Source organism: Galbibacter sp. (genome assembly GCF_048266365.1).
Lineage (GTDB): Bacteria > Bacteroidota > Bacteroidia > Flavobacteriales > Flavobacteriaceae > Galbibacter.
Window position 1 is genome coordinate 1 of the sequence record NZ_JBLWZP010000021.1, and the last position, 19,222, is coordinate 19,222.

General features: G+C 39.3%; 12 protein-coding genes and 1 pseudogene. 10 read left to right on the plus strand and 3 right to left on the minus strand.

What is annotated here, in order from left to right; translation table 11 throughout:
- A pseudogene (locus tag ACN0TV_RS16480) lies at nt 1-236 on the plus strand (hypothetical protein); the annotation flags it as partial.
- 63 nt (nt 237-299) lie between these two features.
- Here ACN0TV_RS16480 and ACN0TV_RS16485 read toward each other — a convergent pair.
- The 3 genes from ACN0TV_RS16485 to ACN0TV_RS16495 form a co-directional block, all read right to left on the minus strand.
- The gene (locus tag ACN0TV_RS16485; RefSeq protein WP_417364365.1) at nt 300-521 is read right to left on the minus strand and encodes a type II toxin-antitoxin system RelE/ParE family toxin; all 222 of its coding nucleotides are present in this window, start codon (nt 519-521) and stop codon (nt 300-302) included.
- The gene (locus tag ACN0TV_RS16490; protein ID WP_417364367.1) at nt 521-754 is read right to left on the minus strand and encodes a hypothetical protein; all 234 of its coding nucleotides are present in this window, start codon (nt 752-754) and stop codon (nt 521-523) included. Before ACN0TV_RS16490 ends, ACN0TV_RS16485 begins: the two co-directional genes overlap by 1 nt.
- A 149-nt stretch (nt 755-903) precedes the next feature.
- Nucleotides 904-1,269, minus strand: coding sequence for a hypothetical protein (locus tag ACN0TV_RS16495; protein ID WP_417364369.1), 366 nt, complete (start codon nt 1,267-1,269; stop codon nt 904-906).
- 122 nt (nt 1,270-1,391) lie between these two features.
- Between ACN0TV_RS16495 and ACN0TV_RS16500 the strand changes: the two genes are divergently transcribed.
- The 9 genes from ACN0TV_RS16500 (at nt 1,392) to ACN0TV_RS16540 (ending at nt 19,146) form a co-directional block, all read left to right on the plus strand.
- Nucleotides 1,392-1,853: a hypothetical protein gene (locus ACN0TV_RS16500; RefSeq protein ID WP_417364371.1), complete on the plus strand. Its 462-nt coding sequence runs from the start codon at nt 1,392-1,394 to the stop codon at nt 1,851-1,853.
- A 1,401-nt stretch (nt 1,854-3,254) separates the two neighbouring features.
- Nucleotides 3,255-6,413, plus strand: coding sequence for a SusC/RagA family TonB-linked outer membrane protein (locus ACN0TV_RS16505; RefSeq protein ID WP_417364373.1), 3,159 nt, complete (start codon nt 3,255-3,257; stop codon nt 6,411-6,413).
- 11 nt (nt 6,414-6,424) lie between these two features.
- Nucleotides 6,425-8,314, plus strand: a complete 1,890-nt coding sequence (locus ACN0TV_RS16510) for a RagB/SusD family nutrient uptake outer membrane protein (protein ID WP_417364375.1) — start codon at nt 6,425-6,427, stop codon at nt 8,312-8,314.
- A 31-nt stretch (nt 8,315-8,345) separates the two neighbouring features.
- Complete coding sequence (locus ACN0TV_RS16515) at nt 8,346-11,363, plus strand: SusC/RagA family TonB-linked outer membrane protein (RefSeq protein WP_417364377.1); 3,018 nt, start codon at nt 8,346-8,348, stop codon at nt 11,361-11,363.
- Nucleotides 11,364-11,383: 20 nt separating this feature from the next.
- Complete coding sequence (locus tag ACN0TV_RS16520; protein ID WP_417364378.1) at nt 11,384-13,117, plus strand: RagB/SusD family nutrient uptake outer membrane protein; 1,734 nt, start codon at nt 11,384-11,386, stop codon at nt 13,115-13,117.
- Nucleotides 13,118-13,152: 35 nt separating this feature from the next.
- Nucleotides 13,153-14,184, plus strand: a complete 1,032-nt coding sequence (locus tag ACN0TV_RS16525) for a DUF5627 domain-containing protein (RefSeq protein WP_417364380.1) — start codon at nt 13,153-13,155, stop codon at nt 14,182-14,184.
- Nucleotides 14,185-14,200: 16 nt separating this feature from the next.
- Nucleotides 14,201-16,342: an endo-1,4-beta-xylanase gene (locus ACN0TV_RS16530; protein ID WP_417364382.1), complete on the plus strand. Its 2,142-nt coding sequence runs from the start codon at nt 14,201-14,203 to the stop codon at nt 16,340-16,342.
- A 275-nt stretch (nt 16,343-16,617) separates the two neighbouring features.
- Nucleotides 16,618-17,763, plus strand: coding sequence for an endo-1,4-beta-xylanase (locus ACN0TV_RS16535; RefSeq protein ID WP_417364383.1), 1,146 nt, complete (start codon nt 16,618-16,620; stop codon nt 17,761-17,763).
- Between the two features lie 48 nt (nt 17,764-17,811).
- Nucleotides 17,812-19,146, plus strand: coding sequence for an acetylxylan esterase (locus tag ACN0TV_RS16540; RefSeq protein WP_417364385.1), 1,335 nt, complete (start codon nt 17,812-17,814; stop codon nt 19,144-19,146).
- The last annotated feature ends 76 nt before the right edge of the window (nt 19,147-19,222 follow it).

Consider the following 19,222-nt stretch of genomic DNA (forward strand, 5'->3'; position numbering starts at 1 on the left):
CACAGATATGGGCAGCGATGCTGGCTAACCTATTGATAACCCTAGTAAAGAACAAGGTAAAGCGCAAATGGGCCTTTTCCAACTTGGTCTCCTTGATAAGGCAACAACTGATGAACTATGTAGATATATATGGATTTATGGAAGACCCTGAAGGCACTTGGAGGAAGATCCTAAACGAAAATAAAATGAATTATCAAAATTCACTGTTCCCAGAAATGCAGGGGGCTTACTTTTGATAATAGAACAAACCATCACTGATAATCAGTGATGTAAATACATAAATTAATCGAATTCCGGTTTTACCGGACACTAATGATTAAATATCTGTATTGAACCTTTCTTTGTTTTAGGAGTTCCTCCTCTTGTCCGATATTTGGTGTTTTTATCAACTTTTCGGGTTCATGGATAATTCCTTTTAATAGCTTCTTGGCTACTCTCGGACTCGCTTCTTTTGCGTAATAATTATAGATTTCGTCAAGTTGCGTTTCCGCAAATTCTGACCAAATAATTTTTAATGTCATTACTGGTATTTAGCTAGAAGTTCGGAACTACTTTTAAATCGATTACTACGGAAATCTGCTTCAGATTGGTCGATTCGTTTATTCAACTCCTCATGGGACATTGGTTCATAAAGATTTTCAGAGGTATTCTTTTTTTCCTTTTTTAATATTTTTTCGAATCTTGAGACGACATCTTCACTCTGAAGTTTTAAGAACTCCTGTACAAAGGCTATTTTTCGAGTATCTAAGTCCATAATTTAAGCTTTGATTCAAAGATACAAAATTATAAGTTCAGTCAATATTTCCATTACATGTATTAACTTATTACTTGATAACCTTAAGAATTTCATTTAGGTTTTCATTCGCTATTTTTATAGGTGAAAGAGCTCTAGGATGTATCAAGTCACTTCGTTTTAATGGTGTCGGATTGTTTAATTCCCACTGGTTCAGCTAGTTTGACATTCAGAGTCTTAGTGATGTTCACATCATAAGGTGGTTGGGGATATGTTAATATTGGTCTGGTTAGTTGATATAGGGATAAACCAATAGAGGCCAGTGCTGTAACTATTGATATCCCTAAAGCCCAGCCGTCAAAATTTGTTGATTTTTTAGCTAACATAGCAGATTCTTGGGCAAGTTTAATAGATTCATCTGCTTTTTTTAATGCCATTTGGGAAGATTCACGGGATTCTGTCAGTTCCAAGTAATCAATATACTGTTTATTGGTTGTGCCATCTAAAAAGAATCTTTGCCTGTAAAACTCTTTCATATATTTGGTAGTGTGGTATCTTCTATGTTGTGATTGCGTTATAGTATTGCCTATCACATTTTTATTCTTCTCATATTTTTGAATGTCAGAATATAGAGCAGGCAGAAAATATTGTAGAAGTGATGAGACAACACCCTGATGAAAAATTTTTAAGATACTGTGGATTTGATCACGGTATGGAAGGAGAGCACAAACAGTGGGGAAAGGCTATGGCAGGAATATTGTCTGAATACACCAATACTGACCCGATTACCATTAATCAGACGGCTTATCTTGAGAAAAGCAAGCCAGAATTTAATCGTCCTTTTTTGAAGGCGCTAAACATTCAGGAAGCATCAATATTAATGGATTCCACAGGAAATCCCTACAAATATGAACATGGGAAAGGCTGGTTTGATATTGTCGTCTTTCATCCTAATACCCATTATATAAATGATAGACCCCATTGGTTATTTGAGTACGGAAATCAAAACGTGGCTATTTCAGTCCTTGATATTGATATTAACTATCCGCTAATGGTATTGGCCTATAAAAAGGGTGAAGACATAAACTATGGGGTTCCAATGGATATTATTGGAAGTTAGTACTAAGGATAGCCTGAGTACCCTTCATCTTGGTTTAGAAAAAGGGGACTACGAAATAATTATTACAGACGGAACCACATCATACAAAATCGAAAAAACTGTAAACTAATGTTAGTTCACTAAGGCTTATTCTTTGCCCATACACGATCCAAGGTCTAAAAACAAAGCAATTGTTGCTATTAATTTGAAAGAAGGAAATTTAAGAGGGGAAATCTTTAGCTGTTATTCTTTTTAATTTCTTTAATTAAGATCACGGTGTAATACAAAAAACCGATACCTAACAAAATAAAACCTAATGTTTTAAGCTTCCAGAAGAAGACGAGCATCAACCCTATAATAGTAAAGATAAGGCCGGTAAAAGAAAAGCCGTTTTTCATGAATGAATAATGTCTTGTGGGTTTAGTTCGAATTTTTAAGGGGTTCATCTTGCTCCCCGAGATTTAAAGTTAAACATTTTAGGGATCAGGTATACTGTTAAGATATACCAAAGCCTGTATAAGAGACAAAAGCAACCTCCACCAACTCAGTTTATTTGAACAGGCGGTTTTACTTTGAAAAGTAGAATAAAAATACTTGATCTGCAACTAATTTAGGTGCTTCGATTTCATTTTATATTTTTATCGGACAGTGGTGTTTTAAATCCTGTGATTTTTAAATCACAATGTTAAGCATGGTTTAAACAACCGTACTCTGCTTTTGTTTTCTAGATTAAATTTCTGTTAAATAATATGTCAACTAACAGCTCTTCTTGCCAAAAAGACACCAAAAACCAGCCTTATTTTTTGCTCAAATTACATCAAAATGCAATAATTTCATATGTTTTCTGCCTCTAGATTCAATCTTAAGTGTAAAATTAACATTTTTAAGTAATATTGTTTGTATCAAAAACACATCACAATTCAAGCAACTGTAATTCAGCGATTTAAATCATAAAATATTACTAAATCAAGCCCGATTTTGATCGATTTTATCCCTTATTTTTCCTCATTTTTTCCCAATGTAACAAGGTGTTATGTTTTTGTAACATGCCATTGTTAAACAGCTTAATTAACAGATATATTTGAGACAATTGTTTTAAGGAATAATTAACAGTTGTTTGCTTTTCTAAGTGCTATTAATCTATATAAACTGAGATTTTCACTTCAGTATTAATTATTTAAATCACAATAAGGGAATCAACTACCAATATTTTTAATTAACTAATCCCACTAAAAAATGACACATTATTATCCAACACCACTTCAAAAAAAATCTTTTCACAAAATGGATGAACTCCACTGGAATGATCCAAGAAATGTCGCTTTTTCTTTATCGCTGACTACTACAACGTTGTAGGTTGTTGACGGTCAGTTATCTGAAGTGATTTCTAATCATTTTATCAAGAGTTTAAAACATTTTAATATGAAAATAAATTTACTAAGTCGCCCTTACCAAACTATAACTATGTTTTTGGGGCTATTGATTTTGTTTCTTTTTTCTACTTCGTCTTATGCTAACGATAGTGTGCAACGTACTATAACCGGACGAGTTATATCTTCAGAAGATAACCTTGGTGTACCCGGTGTTAATGTACTTGTTAAAGAAGTGACCGGCGTTGGCGTAGTAACCGATATGGAAGGAAATTATTCTATTGAAGCGCCTTCAGACGCTACACTTGTCTTTAGCTATATTGGTTTTAAGACCGTGGAGCGAATAATCGGTGACCAGTCTGTTATTAATGTGGCCTTGGAAGTAGATTCCCAGACCCTGGAGGAAGTAATTATTGTAGGTTATGGCCAACAAAAAAGAGAAGCTGTTGTGGCTTCTATTGTTGAAGTAGGAGGTGAAGTACTAGAGAGAACTGGTGGAGTATCCAATATTGGATCTGCCTTAACTGGTAATGTACCAGGTGTTGTCACCAGTGCAAGTACTGGGATGCCAGGGGAAGAAGAGCCTCGAATCCTAATTCGCGGGCAAAGCACGTGGAACAGTTCTGAACCACTTATTCTTGTTGACGGTGTCGAGAGACCCATGTCTAGCGTAGCTATTAGCTCAGTGGAGTCCATCTCTGTATTAAAAGATGCCTCTGCAACAGCCGTTTACGGGGTGCGTGGTGCTAATGGTGTAATTCTGGTTACCACAAAGAGAGGTAAGAAGGGAGAGGCTACCATCAGAGTTAAGGTAAACACTACCATGAAAGTGCCATCTAAATTGCCGGGTAAACTTGATTCCTATGGTGCTTTAATGGTTCGTAATCGTGCTATTGAAAATGAACTCGGTTTAAATCCTAATGGTTGGAATGATTACTTGCCGATAGATATTATTGATAAGTACAGAAACCCAGCAAATCTAGAAGAGCGAGAGCGTTATCCGAACGTCGATTGGGCAAATACCCTGTTTCGTGATTACACCATGTCTTACAACGCAAACGTGAATGTGAGCGGGGGTACAGACTTTGTAAAATACTTTACAACAGCAGATTTCCTTAGAGAGGGAGATTTGATGCAAAAATATGACAATAACCGGGGCTACGAACCTGGGTATGGATACAATCGCTTGAATGTTCGTGGGAATCTTGATTTTCAATTAACACCTTCTACCTTGTTTCAAGTAAACCTAGCAGGATCCCGTGGGGTTAAGAAAAGTCCTTGGGGTGCCAGTGGAGGTGAATATAGCATGTGGGTTGCAGCATATAGTACTGCACCGGATGTATTCCTTCCAAGATATTCAGATGGAACTTGGGGGTATTATGCACCAAATGAAGGAGGGGCTACCAACTCTGTTAGAGTGTTAGGTCTTAGTGGGGTTCAGTATACCACCACTACCCGATTAACCACAAACTTTACTTTGAATCAGGATTTAGATATGATTTTAGATGGTCTTGATTTTAGTGGAACAGTTGCACTAGATAATACCTTTGTTGAAGGTGACCGTGGGATTAATGACTTGTACAATGACGCACAGGAAAAATGGATTGATCCGGTAACAGGGGTTACACTCTATAAGAAAGCATATGATGCTAATAGCCGCTTTGATTTTCAAGAAGGCGTAAAATGGTCTCCAAGTGCCGGGTCTGTTAGGGATTGGGCTTCTCATAGAAAACTATTTTATCAGTTTCAACTGCGATATGCTAAAAACTTTGGTGGTCGACATGATGTTTCCGCGATGGGACTTATGAACAGGAATGAAAACGCCACCGGTAGTGAGATTCCTCGATATAGAGAAGATTGGGTTTTTAGAACAACCTATACTTTAGATAACAAATACACCCTTGAATATAATGGAGCCTATAACGGTTCTGAAAAATTTAGTCCGGAAAATCGATTTGCTTTTTTCTCATCCGGAGGGATTGGTTGGATCATTTCAAGAGAAAAATTTCTTGAGTCTGCTTCATTCATAGACATGATTAAATTTAGAGCAAATTACGGTGAGATTGGAGATGATAATGTGGCAGGAAGATTCTTATATATGACACAATGGGGTTACAGTGGCCTAGCGAGAATGGGAATGACAGGTGAGGCTGCAGAACAAAGCCCGTATACTTGGTATACCGAACAATCTGTAGGTAATCCCGAAGTTTCTTGGGAAAAGGTAAAGAAAACAAACGTCGGAGTTGACTTTGGATTTCTCAATGGATTCATCAAAGGTAGCTTTGATTACTTTAGGGATGAGAGAACGGATATTTTGATCAATGGGGGAGATAGAGCAATACCTTCGTATTATGGTACTGAAGCTCCGGTGGCTAACCTTGGACATGTACTAAATAAAGGTTTTGAATTTGAACTTAATCTAAGTCACCGATTCCCAAGTGGATTAAGACTTTGGTCAAACATCAATATGACTCATTCTAAAAATGAGGTAATCTACGCAGATGATCCTGCTTTATTACCTGATTACCAAAAAAGAGCTGGATTTCAAATTGGACAAGCTTATTCTCATGTAACTCCCGGTTATTACAATACTTGGGATGAGCTTTACTCAAGTACTATACACAATGCGAACGACAGTCAAAAATTACCTGGGAACTATCATATCATAGATTTTAATGCAGATGGGGTAATCGATTCGTATGATAATATTCCTTATGGTTTTACAGGATCTCCACAAAACACCTATAATGTTACTACAGGGGTTGATTGGAAGGGCTTTAGTGCTTATGTACAGTTCTACGGAGTCAACAATGTATCACGTCAGGTGGTATTGGGAAGTTTAACAAGTCAGAACCACATTGTTTATGATGAGGGAAGTTACTGGTCAAAAGATAACATCCATGGCGATACTCCTATGCCGAGATGGCTTACCACGCCTAGTGGATTTAATGATGCCAATAGGTTTTTCTATGACGGATCTTATCTACGTCTTAAAAATGCGGAAATAGCATATACGTTTGATGGCAATTCAAGTTTGGCTCAACGATTAGGAATTCAGGACCTCAGAATATTTCTAAGCGGTAACAACCTATTTCTATGGTCGGATATGCCAGACGACAGGGAATCAAATTTTGCTGGAACAGGATGGGCTTCTCAGGGAGCCTACCCTACTGTAAAGCGATATAACTTAGGAGTTAATATTACATTTTAAACTAGCGTCGTATGAAAAATTATTTTAAACATATTATAAAATTTAGCTTTGCCATTGGTGTTATGATAATGATTTCTTCCTGCGAAAAGTATCTGGATAGGGAGGATGAGTCCATAGTTTCAGAAGCAGAAGCATTTAAGAATTTCACTAATTTTCAGGGCTATACTGAAGAATTGTACCACTGTATTCCAGATTTCACCAATGCCTATTGGACAAATTCCTGGAACTGGGGAGATGATGAAATTCAGTCCACCGCTAGAGACTTTCACTTTTTGTGCAAGATTGAAAATGGAGACTTCTGGGGATGGCAATCAGAATTTGATGGTTGGCAAGCCGGGTGGATGGATAGAAATAATACCAACACCAATGACGATAGATTTACAAAATCTCTATGGCAATTGGGGTGGTACGGTATTCGTAAAACGAATATTGGCCTTGCAAATTTGGATCTTCTAACCGATGCTAGTCAAGAAGAAAAGAATTTAATCAAAGGGCAGCTCTTATTCTTTAGAGCGTGGTTCCATTTCCAATTTATCCAATATTTTGGAGGGCTACCTTATATAAATGAGGTATTACCAAGTGATGAACCCCTCAAATTACCTCGCTTAAGCTATCACGAAGCAGCTGAACTTGCTGCACAAGATTTCCGCGCTGCAGCGGATTTATTACCAATCGACTGGGACGACACTGCTGCCGGAACGGCGACCTTAGGTAAAAACCAATTGCGAATCAATAAAATAATGGCACTTGGTTATTTAGGTAAGAACTATTTATGGGCTGCTAGCCCACTAATGAATAAGGAATCCACAGGTAATACCGGTTATAATACTGCTTATGCACAAAAAGCTGCTGAGGCCTTTGGTGAATTACTGAACCTCACTGAATCGGGTCAAGCCGGGTATTCCCTCTTACCATTTTCAGATTATCATTTAAACTTCTATACCACTGGTCAAAACTGGCAAATGCCAGGGAGTACAGAGGCTATTTTTAGAGGCCCTTATTTTGGAGCGCATGGATCTACCTATGGTACTGCAAAACAATATCAACCTGCCCCAATCCTAACAGACGGTGATGTGAAATTCCTTCCGACAGCCAATTATGTAGATTTCTACGGAATGGCTAACGGAATGCCAATTGAGGATATTACACAGGCTGATACCGAATCAGGTTATGACCCTGAATATCCATGGAAAGATAGAGATCCAAGATTCTATAATGACATTATGTTTGACGGGGTTCGAGCCGTTCAAGGTTCAATGCCGCCAGAGGAGGAATTTAACCGTTATGCAAATCTCTTTACTGGAGGAAGCTATAGAAACATAAGTACAGGGAGTAGAACAGGTTACCTATTGTATAAGTTTATTCCAAGAACAGCAAATAAGTATGACGACGGTTACGGTTACGGAAACAACCTTAATATTCACCTTCCGTACATGAGACTATCAGATGTATACCTTATGTATGCCGAAGCAGCAGCCCAGGCATACGGATCTGCCACGGGCCAAGCCTCTGGATATAGTAAGACCGCTGTGGATGCCATTAATATTGTAAGAGACCGCGCTGGGGTTGGTCATGTAGCAGCTGAGTTTTTAGGCTCTTTGGATGCTTTTATGGGTGAGGTTCGCAGAGAACGCGCCGTTGAGCTGGCATATGAAGGCCACAGATTTAACGATCTAAGACGGTGGTTGTTGCTTATCGAAAGTCCTTATACACTAAAGAAATCAGTAGAATTTGATAGAGCCGGGGAACTCAATACTGATGACCCAACTCAAAACCGAGTTCTAAACCTAAGGGAAGAAATAATTCTTGAAAGAAATTTTAGTAGCAAACACTATTGGCTACCTCTAAAGAATGTGGACGTAAATATGTATTTGGAATTTAGTCAAAACCCGGGATGGTAACCATATAGTGTTCAACTTAAAGATATACAGAATGAATAATATAAAATTTAAAATAGCCTTTTGTGCACTAATTGCCATGTTGCCCTTTATGGGGCTCGCACAAACCTCAGATCTTATCGATCTGCAGGCCACCGTCAGAGGCAAACAAGGGACGCCGCTAGTTGGAGCAATTGTCAGGACAGAATCAGGTGAGCAAGTCCTTACAGATTCACAGGGCAGTTTCTCTATCTCAACGCGCTTACTCTCTAATTTGGTCGTTGAGGCAAATCAATACACACCAAAAACCGTTATTGTTAAACCAGATTTAAATACGGTTCTTCTTAAACCATTAGCGGAGTACAAGGACGTTAATGTGGCATTTAGAACCGTAGAAAAGCGAAATTTAATCGATGGCGTGTCTGTTGTGGATTATGAAGAGCTCATGGAGAAGAACTACAATACGGGTAGCCTTGAGAATATGGAAGCCTTTGTCAACGGTTTTCATGGAAACATTTGGGGAATGGATAAGTATTTGGTTCTAATCGATGGTGTTCCACGAGATGCAGGAAGCATTAATCCAACGGAAATTGAACAAATTACGGTCCTAAAAGGGATCTCGGCAGTGGCCTTATACGGTAGCCAAGCTGCTAAAGGTGTTGTTCAAATTACCACCAAAAGAGGTAAGATACAAAAACAAGAAATCAAAGTAAATATAAACACTGGAATTTTAGTTCCTAAAAGTTATCCTAAATACCTAGGTTCTGCAGAATATATGACTTTGTATAATGAAGCAAGAGCAAATGATGGTTTAGGTCAATTATACGATGAAGAAACCATCTACAACTATGGATCCGGAAAGAATTCTTATAGGTTTCCGGATGTGAACTATTACTCATCAGATTATATAAAGGAAACCTATAATCGTCACGAGGCGACAGCTCAAATTACAGGGGGAAATGAGACCGCCCAATATTATACCAATTTAGGATTTTCCACTGAAGGTTCACTGATGGATTTTGGAGAATCCCAAAACAACAGAACCCAACGATTTAATATCCGTGGAAACGTTGATATTAACATCACAAAAACCATTTATGCTACGGTGGATGCATCTGCCGTATATTATAATGGTTGGGGTGTTAATGCAGATTATTGGGCAGATGCTGCAATTTTAAGACCGAATAGATTTACTCCGTTAATCCCAATTGATATGATTGAACCAAGTGATGAGAGTTCAATGCAATATGTGAATAACAGTAGTAATATAATAAATGGGAAGTACCTTTTAGGAGGAACTCAATTGGATCAATCCAATCCCTTTGCCGCGATCTATGCCGGTGGAAGTAATAACTATACCAGTAGACAATTCCAATTTAACACCGGTGTTGGGGCCGACCTTGGAAATATTTTAGAAGGATTAAGTTTTCATTCAAAATTTGGAGTGGATTATTCGACTTCCTATAACCAGTCTTATAATAATGGTTATGCCGTTTATCAGCCGAGTTGGACCAATTATAATGGATCTGATTTAATTTCCGGATTAACCCAATATGGTCAAGATAGTAAATCAGGAGTTCAGAATATCAGTGATAGTTGGTACAGACAAACGATTTCCTTTTCAGGTCAATTCAATTACGAAACTGTGTTCGAACAGGATCACAACCTTTCTGCAATGCTTATAGCCAACGGATATCAGCAATCGATATCAGAAGAGTACCACCGTACTAGTAATGCCAATTTAGGATTATACCTCGGTTATGACTATTTAGATAAATACTTTGTAAATTTTAGCGGTGCAGTAGTGCACTCCGCAAAATTACCGGAAGGTAACCGTGAGGCTTTTTCACCAACTGTTTCATTAGGATGGCGTTTAAGTGAGGAAGATTTCTTAAAAGATTCAGAAATCGTTGATGAACTGAAGTTTACAGTTTCCGCTGGGATTCTACATACCGATATTGACATAACTGATTACTTTCTTTACCAGAGTATCTACACCCAGACTGACGGTGCTTGGTTTAACTGGAGAGATGGCGCTTTAAGCCGCTCTACAGATTCTAGACGAGGTGAGAATATGGATTTGACCTTTGCAAAAAGGAAAGAAATCAATTTAGGCGTTCAAGCCACCATGTTTGATGAACGACTTCAGTTTCAAGGATCGTTTTTCGCCAATAAAATGTCAGGTGGAGTTGTACAAGCCTCAATTTTGTATCCAAACTACTTCAGTACCGGATGGCCTAATTCTTCCTTTATCCCTTATGTGAATTACAATGAGGATAAACGTTTAGGGTTTGATTTTAACATCAATTGGAAACAGCAATTTGGTGAAGTAGAAACAAGCTTTGGAGTCGTTGGTTCTTATTATAAAACTGAAGCAACCAAACGTGCAGAAATGTATGAAGACGCCTATCAAAACAGACAAGGAAATGCTTTAGATGCTATTTGGGGTCTAGAGAGCGATGGACTTTTCTCAAGTGTTGAAGAAATCGACAATTCAGCGACTCAAAGTTTTGGACAAGTAGCACCGGGTGATATTAAATACAAGGATCAAAATGGTGACGGAGTAATCGACAATCAAGATGAGGTATATCTAGCCAAAGGAGGCTGGTATGGTTCACCATTTACCCTAGGGGTGAATTTCACAGCCAAATGGAAAGATTTCACATTTTTCGTCCTAGGGGTTGGGCGTTTCGGAGCCCACGCTATGAAAAATAGTTCGTACTACTGGATGGATGGTGAGGATAAGTATTCCATTATAGCCCGTGATCGTTGGACGCCTGAAACAAGCGCAATTGCAAGCTATCCAAGATTGACCACAACCAACAGTAACAACAACTTTAGATCATCGGATTTCTGGCTTTACAGTACGGATCGTTTTGACCTGGCCAAAGTTCAAGTTTCCTATAATTTACCTAAAGGGTTATTTGCAAAATCCTTTGTAAATGAAATAGGAGTTTATATCAATGGTAGTAATTTATTAACCGTGTCTTCTGAACGTGAAGTACTCGAGTTAAACGTAGGAAGAGCCCCTCAAAATCGATTTTTTAACCTGGGCGTAAAAGCAATATTTTAAAAACTTAAACAGTAATGGAAATGAAAAGTAAACTACTACTTCTTCTATTTTTAATCGTCGCAATCACGGGTTGTGATGATCTTATAGAACCCGCTATAGAGAATAATAGAAGCCTTGATGATATGTATGCTGAAGCAGAGTACGCCCAAGGTATTTTACTCAACGCCTATACACGTTTGCCAAACAACGGTTATTCTTTTGATGATGTGGCGACAGACGATGCGGTCAGCAACCTAAATGGGAACAACTATCGCGAAGTGGCAACCGGTCAGTGGACCTCACAAAACAATCCATTCGATCAATGGCGTAATGCAAGAGCAGCTATTCAGTATATCAATATATTCTTAGCTGAGGCAGACAAGGTTTCTTGGTCAACCGATGAAGGTATAAGTAAGATGTTTAATGACAGACTTAAAGGTGAGGCATACGGGCTAAGAGCACTATATATGTACTACCTTTTACGTACCACCGCAGGGTGGGCTAATGGTGAGCTTCTAGGGATTCCGATTTTATTGGAGCCCGAAGAAACAGGATCAGATTTTAATCAGCCTAGAGCGACATTCGAACAATGTATTCAACAATTATACGCCGATGTGGAGCAAGCCGAAATATTACTTCCAATGGATTATGAAACCCAAACTGATTTGCCGGAAGGCTATGAGAATCTAGCAGATTACAATAGAGTTTTCGGTGAATATGCCAAACAAAGAATGACAGGTAGAATTGCTAAAACCATTAGGGCACAGGCCGCTTTATTAGCAGCAAGTCCAGCATACTCAGAAGGAAATAGTACAACCTGGGTAGATGTAGCGAATTACGCCGCACAAGTATTGGTCGACAATGGAGGTGTAGCAGGTATAGCAGAGAACGGTCATACTTGGTATAAAAACACTTCTATTATCAGTGGAATTGGAGGAGGTAACAATCCACCGGAAATTATTTGGAGAACCGATGTGGTTGAAACCAATGATTTGGAAAAAAGGAATTTCCCTCCAACCCTATTTGGATCAGGAGAGGTAAATCCTACACAGAATTTAGTGGACGCCTTTCCGATGGCAAATGGTTATCCAATTTCTGATCCATTGAGCGGATATGATCCATCAAACCCTTATGTAAACCGAGACCCTAGACTAAACCATTATGTGGTTGTGAATCAAAGTACCGCAGGAGCAAACAATACAACTATTGTTACAGCTACTGATGGAACAACTAACGATGCACTAAATGCGGTAGAAACCTCCACCAGAACAGGTTACTATTTAAGAAAACACCTTAGACAAGATGTAAACTTAGATCCTGTAATTAACAATACACAGCAGCACTATACCTCCAGGATGAGGTATACGCAATTGTATCTGATTTATGCTGAAGCGGCCAATGAAGCATGGGGGCCTAAAGGTACCGGAGCCCATGGTTTCTCAGCCTATGATGTTGTAGCAGCGCTAAGAGCACGTGCTGGAATTACTCAGCCTGACACCTATTTAGAGGCTAGTGCTCTGGATGCAGCATCTATGCGTGAATTAATAAGAAACGAACGCCGATTAGAACTGTGTTTTGAAGGATTTCGCTTTTGGGACTTACGTCGTTGGGGCAATGATTTAACCCTTCCAGCCAAAGGAGTTAGCATCACTAATGATACCCATGAAACCATAACAGTAGAAAACAGAATTTTCGAAGATTATATGCAATATGGCCCTATCCCTTTTAGTGAGGTTCTAAAATACGATAAGCTAATTCAAAACGATGGGTGGTAGTCAGACCGTCCCTTTTAATAAACAAAGAAAACAAAATGAAAATCAAACTCTATATAGCAGCATTACTCACTTTTTCAGTTTTGACTTCTTGTCATAATAATAAGTCTGAATTTGATGATTATCAGTACCAAACGGTGTATTTTGCTTACCAATTTCCGGTAAGGACAATTACATTTGGAGAAGATGTTTTTGATACCACACTTGATAACCAAGGGAAAACCAAAATAATGGCTACCATTGGGGGGACGTACCATAATGATCGAGATGTTCGTATAAATTTCCAAGTGGATAATACCATAACTGAGAATATTCTTTTTGAAGAAGGAGGTCAGAAGGTCCTACCGATGCCAGAGAACTATTATACCCTTGCATCCAACGAGATTAGAATACCGGAAGGAGAGATCTCCGGTGGTGTTGAGGTTCAATTCAGTGAGGCTTTTTTTGCTGATCCGCTCGCACTGAGCAAAAACTACGTCATTCCACTTCAAATGACCAATGTGGTCAATGCAGATTCTATCCTTTCAGGAAAGCCATTGGCAGCAAATCCAAGAAAGGCTATTGCAGAGGACTGGGATGTACTACCTAAGGACTATATCTTATACGCAGTGCAATACATAAATGCCTGGGATGGAAATTACTTGCGTCGCGGTGTGGATGTTATTAAAGGAACTGCCGGGAACGAAAGTCTTGATGATACTGTAAAAAGACATCAGGAGTATGTAGAAAATGACCAAGTCATAGCACTTTCAACCCGTAGTTTGACGGGTACTGCCTTGGATTTAACTTTTCAAAACAGTGACGGATATGCTGTTAACTGTACTTTAATTTTAAGCTTTGATGAAGCTGGAAACTGTACGGTAACTTCGGATTCAGATCAATATACTGCTAGTGGTAGCGGTAAGTTTGTAAAAGACGGCGAAAAGGAAAGTTGGGGAGGCGAAGATCGTGATGCCCTTTACCTGGAGTATCAAGTGAATATGGATGAAATTACCGTGAGTACAACAGATACCCTTGTCCTTAGAGATCGTGGGGTTGCCATGGAAACTTTTTCACCCGTAGTAGAATAAATTTAAAACATAATCGATGATGCAATATATAAATCGTTTTCTCGTATATAGTGGTTTATTGGCTATGGTCTTTTCCTGTGCTGATCCTGATCCACTAGAGTTTGCAGTGCAAAAACCACAAGGGTATGAGGCTCAAGAAGAAATTAATCAGTATGAACCCCTTAAAAGTTATATTGACAGTAGCTCCAATGCTAATTTTAAATTAGGTGGCGCAGTATCAATGTCAGACTATATCAATAAGGGTGTTCAATATAGGCTGATCAATAAAAACTTTCATGAACTCACTGTAGGTTATGGCATGAAACACGGTGCTGTGGTTCAGGCTGATGGTGCTATAGAGCTTAGACAAGTCAATGAGCTTGTCACTGCTGCAGAACAGGTTGGAACCTCAGTCTATGGTCATACGCTTGTATGGCATGCTAACCAAAACGCAAGTTATTTAAACGGATCCTTGGCTCCACTTGAAATTGAATCCCCTTCGTTTCCAAATGATTTGGATAAAACAGGTATACAGGACGGCAGCTTAACCGGTTATACAACCAATGCAAGTCAAGCCATTACCATTGGCGATGGTCAAGGTATAGGTGAGGGTGCGGATGCTCTTAACATTGCGGTAACTACTTCAAATGAAGATCCGGCAACAGTACAATTAACGACGCCTGAAATACCGGTAGTTGCAGGACACGAATACGAAGTTGTATTTTACATAAAATCTGACGTTCCCGGACAAGGACGCATCTCTTTTGAAGGGTTAAATGAGAATTTACCACTTTTAGATTATAACGGAAGTGGTGAAGCCACCGAGTCGTTTCAAACTGATTTTGCCTGGGAAGAAGTAAGGTTCAGAGTTAAGGACTTCGCAGGAGAAACTTTTCGTTTAAACTTCGACTTTGGCTATTTGGCAGGAGTAAACTATTCTATAGACATTAATAACCTTTATATTTATGATACTCAAGGCCAACCTATCGAGAGCAATCTTGTTGAAAATGGCGATTTCGAAAGCGGTACCGGCTGGGGAGGCTGGGGAAATAACTCAGAAAGAGGTATAACCGAGGACGGTCTTGGATATGGGAATCAGGGCAAGGCTTTTTATGTAACCAACCCTTCAGTAACAGGTGGTTTCTGGGAAGTACAAACGGTTTATGAATTTGCAAAGCCTTTAACAAATGGAGAGCTGTATACCCTGAGCTTTTGGGTAAAAGGAAATGCAGAAGGTATTATTCGACCGGAATTGCAAAGTCCGGATTATAGCTCCAATGCCTTTGGACAGGTCAGCGTAACCCAAGATTGGCAACGCGTCGAACTTTCCACAACGGCTACGGCCGTTGATCGTCAAAGACTTATTTTTAGTTATGGTGAATTTGCCGGGACTGTTTATATCGATAATGTAAGTCTTACCAGCGCCTCGGGAGGTGGCGGATCTACGACTATCTTAGTGAGATCAACAGAGGTTAAACAAGCCATTGTTAAAAGCGAATTAGAACGTTGGATTTCAACAGTTGTAAGCGGACTGCCTTATGTCAATGCATGGGATGTTGTCAATGAGCCTATGGATGATGGTAATCCATATGAATTGAAAAGTGCGCAGACAGACAGTGATATTAGCAGTGATGAATTTTATTGGCAAGACTACCTTGGTGAGGATTATGCTGTTTTAGCATTTAACCTAGCTAGGGAGAATGGCAAGCCTGAAGATCTCCTATTTATAAATGATTATAACCTTGAATACAACCTGGATAAGTGTAAGGGTCTGATCGCATATGTAAATTACATCGAAAGTCAAGGAGCTAAAGTAGATGGGATTGGTACTCAAATGCATCTAAGTATAGATTCTGATAAAGGTAAAATCACTGAAATGTTCAAGCTTCTTGCTCAAACAGGTAAACTTGTTAAGGTTTCTGAGCTAGATGTAAGAACAAATGCGCCAGAGGCTACCGATGAGGTGTTGCAACTTCAAGCTGAAATGTATAAGTATGTGGTTGATGCCTATATCGAAAATGTACCAAAGGAACAGCGCTATGGTATTACAGTTTGGGGAATCAGTGATAGTGCAGAAGACGCCAATTGGTTACCTGGAGAATTCCAAGGCTTATGGGATATCAACTTGAACAGAAAGCCGGCGTACAAAAGTTTCGCTGAAGCGCTGAAGGGACTATAACATTTAAATTTGAATCTTAAGAAACAGAGAATAATCATACATATATTTAATTTTAGACAAGTGTAATTTCACACAACATAGTTCTCCTCACTTGAGGAAGTTTTTTTATATCGGTAAGCGCGGTGACGCATAAAAGAAACCAGTATACTTAAGGCTTTGTCGAGCTTAGGAGAACTGTTTGATAATATCGAGATGTCATTGTATTGACATCAATACAGTCACAAAACGAATTTTTGCATTGAAACTTTAGTTCATTTTTTAAACAATAAACTGGAATGTTAAAAACAATACATAGTGCTATTTTTCCATTATTATGCGGCGGTATAGTATCATTTTATAGCTGTACGACAACTAAGGCAGTTGCTGATAATGACAGCCAAGACATTAGCTTAAAAGAAGCATTTAAAGATAAGTTCTATATGGGTACCACACTGAACGCTTGGCAGCTGATGGGTAGAAGGCCCGAGGAACTCAATATTGCCAAGACGCAATTTAATTCCATCGTTGCCGAAAATATAATGAAGAGTGGAAGAGTTCAGCCAAAAGAAGGCGAATTTGATTTCACACTGGCAGACAAATTCGTAGAATTTGGTGAGCAAAACGATATGCATATTCATGGACATACCCTCATATGGCATTCTCAAGCACCTCGTTGGTTCTTTACCGATAACGCAGGGGATTTAGTGTCTAAAGAAGTACTTACCGAGCGAATGAAAACACATATTTTCACCGTAGTCGGCAGGTATAAGGGAAGAGTTGCCTCATGGGACGTTGTCAACGAAGCCATAGAAGACGACGGTAGCTATAGACAGAGTAATTTCTATAAGATCCTAGGTGAAGACTTTATAAAATTGGCTTTTAAATTTGCCCATCAAGCAGATCCGGAGGCCAAATTATACTATAATGATTATTCGATGGCCAATCCAAGAAAACGAAATGGAGTGGTGAAAATGGTTGAGGAATTACGTAGAGAAGGCATTCATATTGACGGTATTGGAATGCAGGGACATGTAGGACTAAACAATCCAGATTTGGAGGAGTTCGATAAAAGTTTAGAAGCTTATGGAAAGTTAGGAAAGATTATGATTACCGAATTGGAACTAAGTGTATTGCCATCCCCTTGGGGCGATGCTGGTGCAGAACTATCGGATACCTATACTTATGACGATAAAATGAATCCTTTCCCCAATGGATTGCCTGATGATGTACAGCAGCAATTCACCCATCGTTTTATTGATTTTTTTAAGCTTTTCTTAAAACATAAAGACAATATTACCCGGGTTAACCTTTGGGGTATTAACGACGGGAATTCCTGGAAAAATAACTGGCCTGTACGAGGCAGAACCGATTATCCATTATTGTTTGACCGTGAAAATAACGCCAAACCCGTAGTGGAAAAGCTTATAGAATTAGCAAAATAACCCAGCGGTTCTAAGTTTATTAGATGGCTGGGATTTAATGATAAAAAGATGAAACAACTATCACTAATCACCATGTTGTTTTTTGTGCTTTCGAGCCCGTCGAATGCCCAATTTTCAAGACAGAATATGGACAGCATTCATCGCTTGAGTGCTGCGGACCATAAATTGATGATGGATAAATTGGACATTGAATCCCTACGAGCAGGACCCTCAGGAGATCCAAACGATCCCAGTGCAGCAAACTCGGATGAGTCCAAGGTACTTCCCTATGAGTTGCCGGGACTACTTCGTTTTAATAAGGGTTCTATGGTGAGCTCAGTTTCCCAATGGGAAAAGCGTCGATTGGAAATTTTCGAGGATTTTGATGCTGAGGTGTATGGGCGTTTTCCAAAAGAAATCCCTGGAGTGCACTGGAGGCTTATTGCCGAAAGGGATTCAGTTATCGGTACATATCCCGTGGTGATTCAGAAGCTTTCAGGGGTAGTGGACAACAGGAACTACCCGGCTATTGAGGTGAAGATTACCATGACACTAACCCTTCCAAAGGAAGCACCGAATAAGGTGCCGGTGATATTAAAATTTGATTGGAATTTTCCAGCAGGTTTTAATCCAAATGCTGAAGATGAAAATCCTTGGCAGCAACAATTACTTGCAGAAAACTTTGGGTATGCTAGTTTAATCCCTACGAGCTATCAGGCCGACAACGGCGCAGGACTTCGAGAAGGAATTATCGGCCTTGTAAATAAAGGAGAGCCTAGAAAACTTGACGATTGGGGAACGCTAAAAGCCTGGGCATGGGGTGCTAGTCGTGCACTTGATTATTTTGAGACCCACCCTAAGGTTAATGCTAAAAATGTAGCCATAGAAGGGCTGTCCCGTTATGGTAAAGCTGCCATGGTAACCATGGCATACGACCAGCGATTTGCTGCAGGTTTTATTGGGTCGGCAGGTGCAGGAGGAACAAAGATCCTAAGACGAAATTTTGGTGAACAGGTGGAAAACTTAGCCTCTAGTTTTGAATACCATTGGTTCGCCCCTAACTTTATAAAGTATGCCGGACCATTAACGGTTGGTGATTTGCCCGTTGATGCCCATCACTTAATTGCACTTGCAGCACCGCGCCCCGTTTTTGTCAGCGCCGGAAACCCAAGTGTAGAAGGAAGCTGGATTGATGCAAAAGGAATGTTTTTGGGTGCTCAATACGCGAGCCCGGCCTATGAACTATATGGAGGAAACGGCTTAACAGGATTAGGTTATCCCGGAGTAGGAGAATTTCTATCCGGAGGAAAACTCGTTTTTAGAATACACGAAGGTGGGCATACGGTTGTGCCAAATTGGCCTTATTTCATAAGCTTTGTCAAACAGTATTTTAACACGCCATAAATAAACTACCCAACCACGCATAGCGATGGATTGGGTTTTAAACCTGAAGCTAGATGAGCAATATCGCAACACATAG